The organism is Flavobacterium sp. 38-13, assembly GCF_001899155.1.
Lineage (GTDB): Bacteria > Bacteroidota > Bacteroidia > Flavobacteriales > Flavobacteriaceae > Flavobacterium > Flavobacterium lindanitolerans.
This window is the reverse complement of the sequence record NZ_MKVG01000003.1, coordinates 1-12,906: the sequence shown is the minus strand read 5'-3', so window position 1 is coordinate 12,906 and position 12,906 is coordinate 1. Positions and strand designations below refer to the sequence as shown.

General features: G+C 38.3%; 13 protein-coding genes. 8 read left to right on the top strand and 5 right to left on the bottom strand.

Annotated elements, in window-relative coordinates; all coding sequences use genetic code 11:
- Positions 1–3: 3 nt before the first annotated feature.
- Together carB and rpmH are read right to left on the bottom strand one after the other, a co-directional pair.
- Positions 4–2,856 (bottom strand): carbamoyl-phosphate synthase large subunit, encoded by a 2,853-nt coding sequence (gene carB / locus BGO88_RS00510; RefSeq protein WP_101472987.1) that lies wholly within the window; start codon positions 2,854–2,856, stop codon positions 4–6.
- Between the two features lie 129 nt (positions 2,857–2,985).
- A complete protein-coding gene (gene rpmH, locus BGO88_RS00505; RefSeq protein WP_056072822.1) occupies positions 2,986–3,147 on the bottom strand; it encodes a 50S ribosomal protein L34 in 162 nt (53 codons plus the stop codon).
- A 168-nt stretch (positions 3,148–3,315) separates the two neighbouring features.
- Here rpmH and BGO88_RS00500 point away from each other — a divergent pair, with 168 nt between their 5' ends.
- Positions 3,316–3,831, top strand: a complete 516-nt coding sequence (locus BGO88_RS00500; protein ID WP_056072824.1) for a hypothetical protein — start codon at positions 3,316–3,318, stop codon at positions 3,829–3,831.
- 51 nt (positions 3,832–3,882) lie between these two features.
- On the opposite strand, the gene BGO88_RS00495 is transcribed toward BGO88_RS00500, so the two are convergent.
- Together BGO88_RS00495 and BGO88_RS00490 are read right to left on the bottom strand one after the other, a co-directional pair.
- The gene (locus tag BGO88_RS00495; RefSeq protein WP_056072827.1) at positions 3,883–4,776 is read right to left on the bottom strand and encodes a lytic transglycosylase domain-containing protein; all 894 of its coding nucleotides are present in this window, start codon (positions 4,774–4,776) and stop codon (positions 3,883–3,885) included.
- Positions 4,777–4,833: 57 nt separating this feature from the next.
- Positions 4,834–5,496: an alpha/beta fold hydrolase gene (locus BGO88_RS00490; RefSeq protein ID WP_286705571.1), complete on the bottom strand. Its 663-nt coding sequence runs from the start codon at positions 5,494–5,496 to the stop codon at positions 4,834–4,836.
- A gap of 195 nt (positions 5,497–5,691) precedes the next feature.
- Here BGO88_RS00490 and BGO88_RS00485 point away from each other — a divergent pair, with 195 nt between their 5' ends.
- Both BGO88_RS00485 and BGO88_RS00480 read left to right on the top strand, forming a co-directional pair.
- Entirely contained in the window at positions 5,692–5,976 is a 285-nt protein-coding gene (locus BGO88_RS00485) for a GNAT family N-acetyltransferase (protein WP_101472974.1), read from the top strand.
- Positions 5,977–6,328: 352 nt separating this feature from the next.
- Positions 6,329–6,664, top strand: a complete 336-nt coding sequence (locus BGO88_RS00480; protein WP_273235868.1) for a hypothetical protein — start codon at positions 6,329–6,331, stop codon at positions 6,662–6,664.
- A gap of 14 nt (positions 6,665–6,678) precedes the next feature.
- On the opposite strand, the gene mtaB is transcribed toward BGO88_RS00480, so the two are convergent.
- Positions 6,679–8,010 (bottom strand): tRNA (N(6)-L-threonylcarbamoyladenosine(37)-C(2))-methylthiotransferase MtaB, encoded by a 1,332-nt coding sequence (mtaB, locus tag BGO88_RS00475; RefSeq protein ID WP_286705570.1) that lies wholly within the window; start codon positions 8,008–8,010, stop codon positions 6,679–6,681.
- A 92-nt stretch (positions 8,011–8,102) separates the two neighbouring features.
- Between mtaB and BGO88_RS00470 the strand changes: the two genes are divergently transcribed.
- The 5 genes from BGO88_RS00470 to BGO88_RS00450 all read left to right on the top strand — a co-directional run bounded on the left by BGO88_RS00470 (position 8,103) and on the right by BGO88_RS00450 (position 12,758).
- On the top strand, positions 8,103–9,722 hold the full coding sequence (locus BGO88_RS00470) for an ABC transporter substrate-binding protein (protein WP_286705569.1): 1,620 nt from the start codon (positions 8,103–8,105) through the stop codon (positions 9,720–9,722).
- Between the two features lie 85 nt (positions 9,723–9,807).
- Positions 9,808–10,479 (top strand): response regulator transcription factor, encoded by a 672-nt coding sequence (locus tag BGO88_RS00465; RefSeq protein WP_101472978.1) that lies wholly within the window; start codon positions 9,808–9,810, stop codon positions 10,477–10,479.
- A complete protein-coding gene (locus BGO88_RS00460; protein WP_286705568.1) occupies positions 10,479–11,750 on the top strand; it encodes a sensor histidine kinase in 1,272 nt (423 codons plus the stop codon). The genes BGO88_RS00465 and BGO88_RS00460 overlap by 1 nt, the downstream gene beginning before the upstream one ends.
- Positions 11,751–11,824: 74 nt before the next feature.
- Positions 11,825–12,262 (top strand): PepSY-like domain-containing protein, encoded by a 438-nt coding sequence (locus BGO88_RS00455; RefSeq protein ID WP_286705567.1) that lies wholly within the window; start codon positions 11,825–11,827, stop codon positions 12,260–12,262.
- A gap of 25 nt (positions 12,263–12,287) precedes the next feature.
- Positions 12,288–12,758: a PepSY-like domain-containing protein gene (locus tag BGO88_RS00450; RefSeq protein ID WP_286705566.1), complete on the top strand. Its 471-nt coding sequence runs from the start codon at positions 12,288–12,290 to the stop codon at positions 12,756–12,758.
- The last annotated feature ends 148 nt before the right edge of the window (positions 12,759–12,906 follow it).

The following is a 12,906-nucleotide window of genomic DNA, read 5'->3' as shown; positions in this document are numbered from 1 at the left end:
TTATTATTTACTCAAGTACATTTTGCGTCGGCTGTACAGCTCATAGAACTGATCGTCTTTCAGGTCATCGATAAACAAAATGCTTTCTCCTGTAGATTTCATTTCCGGACCAAGCGCCTTGTTAACTCCTGAAAATTTGCTGAAAGAGAAAACCGGCTGTTTTATAGCAAATCCTTTTAAGTGAGGATTAAAGTCAAAGTCCGTCACTTTATTATGCCCTAACATTACTTTAGTCGCATAATTTACATAAGGCTCGCCATATGCTTTTGCAATAAACGGAACCGTTCTGGATGCTCTTGGGTTAGCCTCGATGATATAAACCATATCATCTTTAATAGCAAACTGGATATTAATCAGACCTACCGTTTTCAAAGCCAATGCAATTTTCTTCGTATGGTCTTTAATCTGCTGCATCACGAACTCACCTAAATTGAATGGTGGCAACGTTGCATTTGAATCTCCCGAATGCACTCCGCAAGGTTCAATATGCTCCATGATTCCGATGATGTAAACATTTTCACCGTCACAGATGGCATCTGCTTCTGCCTCAATTGCTCCATCCAGATAATGGTCTAACAACAGCTTATTTCCAGGAATACTACGCAACAAATCGATTACGTGCTCTTCCAGTTCTTTTTTATTGATAACGATTTTCATTCCTTGTCCGCCAAGCACATAAGATGGTCTGACCAGCAAAGGAAAATCTAATTTATCTGCCAAAGCCGATGCTTCATCAGCAGTTTCGGCAATCCCGAATTTAGGGAACGGGATATTCAATTCCGTGAGGAGTTCTGAAAAACGCCCTCTGTCTTCTGCCAAATCGAGTGCATCAAAGCTGGTTCCTATAATCTTGATTCCGTATTTGGAAAGCTTTTCTGCCAGTTTTAATGCCGTCTGTCCTCCTAACTGTACGATTACACCTTCCGGTTTTTCATGCTGGATAATATCATAGATATGCTCCCAGAACACCGGCTCGAAGTATAATTTGTCTGCCGTATCAAAATCGGTAGAAACGGTTTCAGGATTACAGTTAATCATTATCGTTTCATAACCGCATTCTTTAGCCGCCAAAACACCATGTACGCAGGAATAGTCAAACTCAATTCCCTGACCGATTCGGTTTGGACCTGAACCAAGGACAACCACTTTCTTTCTATCGGTTACGGCACTTTCGTTATGGACATATCGTTTACCGTCTGCCGTTTCAATTTCGGCTTCAAAAGTTGAATAGTAATACGGTGTTTTTGCTTTAAACTCTGCAGCACACGTATCAACCAGTTTGTAAACGCGGTTGATGTTCATTTCTTCACGTAGCTTGTGCACCTGACTTTCAAGACAGCCCATCATGTGAGCAATCTGCCTGTCGGCAAAACCTTTCTGTTTGGCTTCCAACAATAATTCTTTTGGAAGCGTATCTATTTTAAAGTTGGAAATTTCTTTTTCCAACGTATATAATTCTTCGTATTGTTTCAGGAACCACATGTCAATTTTAGTGATTTCATGAATCCTGCTCAACGGAATACCCATTTGGATGGCATCATAAATCACGAAAACGCGATCCCAACTTGCAAAAGTCAGCTTTTCGATAATCTGCTCGTAGTTCGTATAGCCTTTGCCGTCAGCACCCAGACCATTTCTTTTGATTTCCAAAGATTGTGTAGCTTTATGCAAAGCCTCCTGGAAGGAACGGCCAATACCCATCACCTCTCCTACTGATTTCATCTGAAGCCCCAACGTTCTGTCTGCACCTTCAAACTTGTCAAAGTTCCAACGTGGTATTTTTACGATTACATAATCCAAAGTAGGCTCAAATAAGGCCGAAGTCGACTTGGTAATCTGGTTTTGCAATTCGTCCAGGTGATATCCCAAAGCCAGTTTTGAAGCAATCTTGGCAATAGGATAACCTGTTGCTTTTGATGCCAGGGCCGAAGAACGGGAAACACGCGGATTGATTTCGATAGCTACAATATCTTCTCTTTCATCCGGAGATACTGCAAACTGCACGTTACATCCACCTGCAAAATTTCCAATGCTTCGCATCATCTTGATGGCCATGTCACGCATCTTTTGGAAAGTAGCATCAGATAATGTCATTGCCGGAGCTACCGTAATAGAATCACCTGTATGGATACCCATCGGGTCCATATTTTCAATAGAACAGATGATTACGACATTGTCATTTTTATCTCTTAAAAGTTCTAGTTCATATTCTTTCCAACCAAACAATGCCTTATCGATAAGTACTTCGTGTATTGGAGAAGCTTCCAATCCTTTGGTAAGCAAATCATCAAAATCTTCTTTTTTATGTACGAAAGCAGCTCCGGTTCCTCCTAAGGTAAACGAAGGGCGTATTACCAACGGAAAACCAAATTCCTGTGCGATTTCTTTTCCCTGAAGGAAAGAAGTAGCTGTTTTTGCAGGTGCTGCCGGAATATCAATTTTCTGAAGCAATTGCTTGAACTGTTCACGGTCTTCGGTAATATTAATGGCATTGATATCCACACCAATTAATTTCACGCCAAAATCTGCCCAGATTCCTTTTTCATCGGCTTCCAGACATAAATTCAAGGCAGTCTGTCCTCCCATTGTTGGCAAAACGGCATCAATCTGCGGATGTTCTTTAAGGATTTCGATGATAGACTTGGTTGTCAGTGGCTTCAAATAAACATGGTCGGCCATTGACGGGTCTGTCATAATTGTAGCGGGATTGGAATTGATTAAGATAACTTCAATTCCTTCTTCTCTGATAGATCGTGCGGATTGTGAACCAGCATAATCAAACTCGCAGGCCTGTCCGATAACGATTGGACCTGAACCGATGATTAAAACTGATTTAATTGAATTGTCTTTCGGCATGTTGTTGTGTGTTGTTGTAGTTAATCCTGGCAGGGCTGACACCCTGAACCTATTTAAAATTTAGCGACAAGGTATAAAAAAAGGCGGTACTGAAATTAAGTAACGCCTTTATCGATGTTTATCTAAACATTATTTTTTGTGTCTTGGTTCAGAAGAAACAGTAAGTTTATGTCTTCCTTTAGCTCTTCTACGAGCAAGCACTTTTCTTCCATTGGCTGTAGCCATTCTTTCCATAAAACCGTGCTTATTTCTTCTTTTTCTTTTCGATGGTTGAAACGTTCTTTTGCTCATTGCTTTATATCTTTAAAAATCTTAATTAAATATCTTTTTATAGGTTCGAAATCAATAGCTGTTCCAAAACCGAGTGCAAATATACGAAGTCTTTTTTTTCTGGCAAGTAGTTTTATAAAAATATTTTTAATTGATTTTATTACCTTTGCGACTCAAATATACAAAATTATGTTCCATAGAAATATTAAACTCATCTTAGCCGGACTAATTATCGCTACCGGAATTTGGCAATTTACAGAAAACAACATCGGAAACGGGATTTTCCTTATCCTGTTATCACTGGTCTTTATATTACTTTATTTTAAAAATGAATTTATACTTCTGGCTTTCCTTAAATTGAGAAAACAGGATTTTGCCGGAGCTCAAAAATGGCTGGCCTACATCAAAAATCCTGAAACGGCTTTGGTCAGAAAACAACAAGGATATTACAACTACCTTCACGGACTGATGCTTTCGCAAACCAACCTGATGCAGGCTGAAAAGCATTTCAAAAAAGCGGTGGAATTAGGATTGTCAATGGATATGGACCTTGCCGTTGCCAAATTAAACCTTGCCGGTGTTGCTATGTCAAGACGAAGAAAAATCGAAGCTACGAACCTGTTGAACGAGGTTAAAAGATTAGACAAGCAGAACATGCTTAAAGACCAGGTGAAGATGATGAAGGAACAATTGAAGAAAATCTAAAAAGAAATACCTACCATAAAAAAGCCATACTTTTCAGTATGGCTTTTTTATTTAATATCCCTCTGTCGGAATTTCTATTACATATTTCTTTTTCGCCGGATTTGTCAACTTCCTGTCGCGAAGCCATGGATTATGGATTTTCAAAATCTTATAATTGATTCCCTGTGATTTTGCGAAAGAAGCCAGGTCAGTAATCGAGCTGTCTATTTCCAGCTTTCGGGTTGGAATTGCCTGATATAATTCTGCCGGCGCCACATTGAATCCGTATTGTACCGGGTTTTGCATAATTTGCTTCAAGGCCAGAATCCTGAAAACATAACGCGCTGTCTCATCCGTCAAAAGGAGGTCATAATAATTTGTAACTCCCTGAATCGTTATTTGCTTATTGACTCCGCCAAAACCTCCATTATAAGAAGCCGCAGCCAATGTCCAGCTACCAAACTTTTTATAGGCATCCAACAGGTATTTGCAGGCTGCTTCTGTCGATTTTTCAAGATGGTATCTCTCATCAACAACATCATTTACCTCCATACCTCTTTCTTTTGCCGTGTCTGCCATAAACTGCCAGAATCCTTTGGCTCCCGCAGAAGAGGTAGCATTCATCAATGCACTTTCTGCTACGGCAAGATATTTAAAATCATCAGGAACCCCATTTTTTTTGAGGATGGGTTCTATAACCGGAAAAAAGCGGTTGGCCCTTTTTATAATCAAAAGCGTAGAAGCGTCCAGGTTTGCATTAACCAGTAACTCCCTATCAAAGCGTTCTTTTACATCAACAATATTCAGAGGTGTTTTTTCTCCGGCAAAATCAATTTCTGCAGGAAAAAAATAACCTTTTTCTACCGGAGCCTTATCTCCTATTTTTTCATCGGAAACCGCATGGATTAAAATGCCGCTTACCAAAACAACCGAGGCTATCAAGCCAGTCTTCTTCATCAATTTCATAGTCTTAGTCTTTAGTCTTTGAGTGTATTTTGTAAACCTACAAACATTTTTTAATATTTACGCTCCTAATATAATTTTAGGAAGGTGTTCGTTCAGCCATTTGAACTTATTAATAATCATAATATGTGTCCCGCCTTTTACAGGGATAAATCCCTTAATGTATTTAGGAGGAAAAACTTCATCCGCATCACCATGAATATGAACCACTTGCTCATCCGGTATTGCCCTATCCCATAAAATAATCTGCTCCAGAGCCCAGTCCAGATATTTTTTGTCTCTCATGGAAAGAAATTTTTCATAAAGCTTCAGCTTTTTGTTCATCTTATCGTTTCCAAAAGAAAATTTCGCAAAGGCTTCCACGTTCTGCATCAGTCCGGTAGGGAAAAACTTGTAGGCTCTTATTGATTTTGCAACTTTCATCCTTCTCGGAAACTCTGCATTGCATTTGACACTTGAAATAATAATCACTTTTCTTGCCTTTACAAATCGGGCCATTTCCTGTACTAAAACTCCGCCAAAAGACACACCAATAAGTACGGGATTTTCATGTTTTATTTCTTTCGCCATTCGTTCTGCATAACCTGCAAGACTTTCTCCTTCCAACGGAATCGTCCATTCTAAAAGATGGGTTTCGAACTGGTCTTCAGGCAGATGAATCCTTTCAAAAATTGTGGAGCTAGCGGCCATACCCGGCATAAAATATACTGGAATTTTTTCCATCAGAATTGTTTTAACGGTATCATAACAGCAACAAAAGGTTTTTATTACGAAATTTGTATAAAATTATGGTTTTTATCCCAAACACCTCTTCTCAACATTTTAAATAATCGATAAGTTATAAAACGACAATGTTTTCAAAATCAAAACTCATGCCGTTTAAACCATCGATACCACTACAATATCTTTATTTGAATTATGGAAATTAAAGACAACACTTTTTCAAGACAGTTTGAAGCCCATAGTGACGGAAAACTAATTGCGGTTGAATACTCTTTTCAGGAGAAAAAAATTTTTCTCACTAAAATACTCACTCCTGAACAATTTGAGAATGACGATTTTATAAATGACTTCCTAAAAGAAATCATGTCTATTGCAGAACAACGGAAATTAAAAGTAGTACCTATACATCCGAAAATAGCAGCCTTTTTCAGAAAAAATCCTGCTTACAAAGAATTGCTTCCTCCGGGAATCCGCATTTAATTTGATTCGTCTGGCAAAGTTTTAGCCACAGATTAGAATAATTACGCTGATTTATGTTTGCTCCTGATTAAACTTCGCGGCTTTGCGGCTTTACGAGCAATGATTTTCACGCAAAGACGCAGAGGCGCAAAATTCTACAATAGAAATATTGAACGTTATCATCGGGGAGATAAACCTCTAATGGTCATTTAAGTTTTTCAGCCACAGATTAGATAATTACGCTGATTTATGCTTGCTCCTGATTAAACTTCGCGGCTTTGCGAGCAATTTTTCACGCAAAGACGCAGAGGCGCAAAACAATATCAACTGTATTTTTGTTGTAAAGTTTCCGGCAATCCATTATTTTTATCGAATGACAGAAGAAAACCTTAAAATTCTTAGCTTCTTCGAAAACATCGAAAAATATTACGGATGTAAAACCGAAATTACGGAAGGATTGTATAGTCTCCAGGAAAGTTTTGACAACCACTCAACTACCTGGAATTTGTCAGAGTTTACACTTATCCGTTCCGGCTACAGGAAAAGCGGCGGACGGATGATGATGGAAGGCGAAAAGATGTATTTTGAAATTTCTGCCGCCCTGATTGTAAGCTTTAAGCAAACAGGCAGGAATTCTTTTGAGTTTATAGAAAAATATGGTGAATCCGTTTTCAGAATTACTAAAATCCGATTCCACTACAGGTATTAAAACATCTATTGCAATTAGGCTTCTACATTTAAAAACTCCATCCTAACCAAACCGTCTTCATCAATTTTGGTCAGGTTGATTTCATGCAGCGTATTTACCAATTCCGGATTCCATGGCGTTTTTACCTTTACATAATTCTCGGTAAAACCATGAATATAGCCTTCTTTGTTTTCTCCTTCAAACAAGACCGTTCTGTTGGTTCCTAACTGACTTTCATAAAAAGCCCTTCTCTTCTTAACAGATAATCCTCTCAACATCTTGCTTCTTTTGGCACGTATGTTGGCAGGAACAGGATTTGGCATTGCCGCTGCTTCTGTATTGTCTCTTTCTGAATAGGTAAAAACATGCAGGTAGGAAATATCCAGGTCATTCAGAAAATGATAGGTTTCCAGGAAATGCTCATCGGTTTCACCGGGAAATCCTACAATAACGTCAACCCCTATACAGGCATGCGGCATTACTTCGCGGATTTTATTGACCCTGTTGATATATACTTCTCTCAGATAGCGGCGCTTCATCTTTTTCAGAATATCGTTGCTTCCGGATTGTAACGGAATATGAAAATGCGGTACAAATGTTCTTGATTTTGAAACAAATTCGATAGTTTCATCACGAAGCAGGTTTGGTTCTATAGACGAAATTCTCAAACGCTCAATTCCTTCTACCTTGTCCAATTCCTGAACCAGTTCGTAAAAAGTGTGCTCGTGCTTTTTATTTCCGAATTCTCCTTTTCCATAATCTCCGATATTGACTCCGGTAAGGACAATTTCCTTGATGTTTTGCTGTGAAATTTCTTTGGCATTTTTCAATACATTTTCCATCGTATCGCTTCTTGAAATTCCTCTTGCCAAAGGAATCGTGCAGTAAGTACACTTGTAATCACAACCGTCCTGTACTTTTAAAAAGGCACGGGTCCTGTCACCAATAGAATAACTGCCCACATAAAAATCTGCTTCGGCTATTTCGCAGGAATGTACTTCGCCGAAATCATTTTTCGACAAATCGTTTATATAATCTGTAATCTTGAACTTTTCTGTAGCACCCAAAACTAAATCCACACCATCAACTGCAGCCAATTCTTCCGGTTTCAATTGCGCATAACAGCCAACTGCCGCTACAAATGCCTTTTCATTGAGTTTCATCGCTTTTTTTACGACCTGCTTGAATTGCTTGTCCGCATTTTCTGTTACCGAGCATGTGTTTATAACATAAATATCGGCAACTTCTTCAAATTCGACACGGTCAAAACCTTCATCCTGAAAGTTTCGGGCAATAGTAGATGTTTCTGAAAAATTCAGCTTACATCCCAGTGTATAAAAAGCAACTTTTTTTCTGTTCTCTGTCATTATAAATTTTCCCGGAAATTGGGGAATTGGTATCTTTAGTTATATTTACATTTTGCAAATAGCCTGCAAATTTACATACAATATTTTTCAAAATGAAATCAATAATATACTACATATCAATATTTTGGATAACGTTAACTTTATGTTCCTGTGGAAAAAGAGCAGAAGAAAATCGTGACTATGAAGTTTTTCGCTTTAACCAGGATGCCAATGTCAGTTCTCTTGACCCTGCTTTTGCAAAATCGCAGGACAATATCTGGATGTGTAACCAGCTTTATAATGGCCTGATACAATTGGACGATAGCCTGAATATTAAACCAGACCTTGCCAAATCCTGGACGATTTCTGAAGATGGGAAAACCTATAATTTCAATTTGAGAAAAGATGTTTTCTTTCATAAAAGCAGTGTATTTGCCAACAGTAAAGATTCAACCCGTACCGTAAATGCCCATGATTTTGAATACAGCTTTAACCGACTTTTAGATGAAAAAATAGCATCACCCGGAGGATGGATTATGCAGAATGTAGAAAATTTCAAGGCTAAGAATGATACCGTGTTTGAAATACAGTTAAAGAAACCATTCCCGGCCTTTTTAGGGCTGCTTTCCATGAAATATGCTTCTGTGGTTCCAAAAGAAGCTTTTGCTGTTCCCGGTTATGACTTTAGGACAAAACCTATTGGCACCGGTCCTTTTCAGTTCAAATTATGGGAAGAAAATGTGAAACTGGTCCTGAGAAAGAATCCGCTGTATTTTGAAAAAGATGAAAACGGAAATCAATTGCCGTATCTGGAAGCCGTTGCGGTAACTTTTCTGCCTGACAAACAGAGCGGTTTTCTTTTATTCGCACAGGGTAAAATCGATTTTGTATCCGGACTCCATCCGTCTTATAAAGATGAAATTCTGACACAAAGCGGGGAACTTCAGGAAAAGTACAAAAAAGATGTCACCATGATTACGGGACCTTACCTCAATACGGAATATCTTGGTTTCCGCATGGATGGAAATGACAAGGTATTACTCGACAAAAGAATACGACAGGCAATGAATTACGGATTTGACAGGCAAAAGCTGATAACCTATCTCCGAAACGGAATGGGAACTCCGGCCATAAACGGAATGATTCCTGCCGGGCTCCCTAGTTTTGATGCCTCAAAAATTGGCTATGATTATGATATTCAAAAAGCAAGGGATTTGGTTGCTGCTTATAAAAAGGCTACGGGCGACAAAAATCCAAAAATCACCTTGAGTACCAATGCTACCTACCTTGATATTTCAGAATACCTCCAACGGGAATGGAAAAAAATAGGTCTTGACGTTGCCATAGACGTCAATCCTCCGGCTACTTTAAGGCAAGCCATTTCTACAGGAAAAGTTTCTTTTTTCAGGGCAAGCTGGATTGCGGATTATCCGGATGCAGAAAACTACCTTTCATTGTTCTATAGTAAAAACTTTGCTCCTAACGGCCCTAATTACACACACTTTAAAAATGCTGAATATGACAGGCTGTATGAAAATGCTTTCTTAGAAACCGATAATGCCAAACGTTTTGAATTGTATCAAAAAATGGATGATTTAATTATCAAAGAAGCCCCGGTTATTCCTTTATTTTATGATAAGGTTGCCCGTTTTACGCGAAAAAATGTTACCGGTCTTGGCATAAATCCTTTAAATATGCTGGATTTACGCCGGGTTAAAAAAAGTAAAATATAGCGAATTCTCCTATTCCTAATTGTTTCCAAAATCTGATTCTATTTTGGCCACCAATTCATACATTTAAGCTATAAAATCGGAAAGCATGAAAATCTTAATCATTGAAGATGAGGCCGGACTCCGGGAAGTAATCCAACAATCTTTAGAAAAGGAAAAATACATTGTGGAAACTGCCCATGATTTTATTTCCGGACTGGACAAACTCGGTTCCTATGATTATGACTGTGTCCTGATTGACATTATGCTGCCTAACGGAAGCGGTCTGGATTTGCTGGCTGAGATAAAAAAACAACGAAAACAGGAAGCCATCATTATCATATCGGCAAAAGATGCGGTAGACGATAAAGTAAAAGGACTTGACCTGGGTGCCGATGATTACCTTAGTAAGCCGTTCCATCTCGCGGAATTGCACGCGCGCATCAAATCAGCCATTCGTCGGAAAAGCCACAATGGCGACAATCATATCGTATGGAAAAACCTGACCCTGTCACCGGAACAGAGAAGCGTTACAGTTAATAATGAAAATCTGGTCTTAAACCGCAAAGAATTCGACTTATTGTATTATTTCGTTATCAATCCCAATCGGCTAATCAATAAAACTGCACTCGCAGAATATGTCTGGGGCGACCATACCGACCAGGCTGATAATCTTGATTTTGTATATTCGCAGATAAAGAATCTTCGTAAAAAACTGAAGGATGCCGATGCCGAAATGGACATACAGGCAGTATATGGTATTGGTTATAAAATGAGCTGATGAAATTACAAAACTATACGCTTCGCTATCTGGCAATAACGCTTCTTGCTGTCATCCCAATCTGGGCAGGCTTGTTTTATATGCTTATTCTGGACGAAGTGTATGACAATATTGATGATGACCTTAAAAATTCCAAAATCATTATTATCAGGCAAGCTTTTGCTGACGAAAAACTATTAAATACTCCGGAATTCGGTATTAACAAGTTCACTATAAAACCACTCCCAAAAGGGAATTATTCCTATAAAGACGAATTTTCTTCCTCGTCTGAATTTATGGAATATGACGATGATGATGAGCCTATCCGAACCCTGACCACTGTTTTTAATGATAAAAACGGCAATCCGCATGAACTCATCATAAAAGCTTCTATTGTTGAAGAAGACGAGTTGCTCGAAGATCTGGCTGTAGCTCTTTTGGGACTGTACGTCATGCTAGTTATCAGTATTTTGGTTGTAAACCATTTTCTTTTAAAAAGAATCTGGAAATCGTTTCATGCGATTCTGGACAACCTTAAAAAATTCAGATTGGGAACCGGAATGCAGCCAAAACCCATCAATTCTCCAATTGATGAATTTAAGACACTTGCCAAAGAAGTGGAAGAAATGTTGCAGCGCAACGAAATCATCTATTCCAGCCAGAAACAATTTATTGAGAATGCTTCCCACGAATTGCAGACTCCATTAGCCATCAGCATCAACAAGCTGGAACTATTTGCAGAAAACAATACATTGCCGGAAGAACAAATGTCCGAGATTGGAAAAATTACAGATACTTTAAACCGATTGGTTCGCTTAAATAAATCCTTGCTCATGCTTTCAAAAATTGAAAACCAGCAATTTGCGGAAGAAGAACAGGTTCATTTTAATGAGCTGATTCACCAACTGGCAGACGATTTTTCTGATTTGGCTGCCTATAAAGAAATCACTATTTCTGTTACTGAAAATACTTCGCTATCCTTCAGCATGAACAAAGGACTTGCTACCGCATTAATTAGCAATCTTCTTAAAAATGCTCTGGTCCACAATCATCAGGGCGGGAAGGTTACTTTTGAAATTGATGAAAATAGCATTACGATTTCCAATAGCGGGGCAACAACTCCTTTAAACCCGGAAATTATTTTCAACCGATTCTACAGGCATACTAACACCAACGAATCCACCGGATTAGGCCTTGCCATTGTAAAATCGATTGCCAATACTTATTCTCTTTCGATTAAGTATAGTTTTGTTGACAGCCATCAGTTTAAAATAATTTTTCCGAAAAAATAAACCTTTTTTTATTATTCCTAATTGTTTCCAAATTCTGCTTGTAATCTTGTAGTAGAAATTTAAAACAATTAGCCATGAAAGTACAATTTATCCTGGGATTGATAGCAAGCACATTTTTCAGCCTGTCAGTTTCCGCACAAAAAACTACAATTACAACTGCCGAGCTTCCTGCCAATGCACAGACATTTTTAAAGAAACATTTTCCAAACGAAACTCCTACTTATATCGTTAAGGAAAAGGAAATTTTTTCTACAGAATACAAAGTGCAGTTTTCCAATACTACCGAAATTGAATTTGATGGCAAGGGCAATTGGGAAGAAATAGACGGAAACCATAATGCAATTCCGGTTACAGCCATTCCAGCCAAGATTGCTGCCTATGTCAAAGCAAATTATAAAGACGCAAATGTTACAAAAATAGACAAGAGTCGTTGGGGTTATGAAGTTGACCTTAGTAACGGTTTGGAATTGGAATTTGATTCCAACGAAAAGTTTTTAAGAATAGACTACTAATTTAAATTTTAAGATGATGAAAAGTATGAGAAACTTACTGGCAACTGCATTTTTAGCATCCTTCACAGCAATCTTAGTAGGGTCATGCTCTAATGACGATAACAATGACGGCAATACTTCAACAGTAATAGAATTTAGCGCACTTCCTGAAAACGCAAGAACTTTTTTAACGACCCATTTTCCCGGTGTTGAATCCAGAATCATAAAACAAAATGCCATAGCAGATGATGATGGTTCCATTTATGACGTTTATCTTAACAATGGTTTTGAGATTGATTTTGACAGTAATGGAAACTGGACCGATGTAGACGGCAATACCCAGGCAGTTCCTACCGCAATTGTTCCGGAAGCCATCACAACCTATGTTACTGCAAATTATGCCGGACAAACTATCAACACTATTGAAATTGAAAGAACAGGTTATGACGTAGAACTTTCAAATGGACTGAACCTCGTTTTTGACAGCCAGGGACAATTCATCAGAATTGACAGTTAATTACATTCTTTTTTTATAAAAATCCAAAGGGAGCTCCATAAATAAAACGGAAGCTCCCTTTTTCAATCAAAATAACCTAAACAAAAATATCTTTATCTCTTCAGCGAGAAGTGAGCCTTGAACTCCTTGCTCGCGTTGTTCTCCTTGT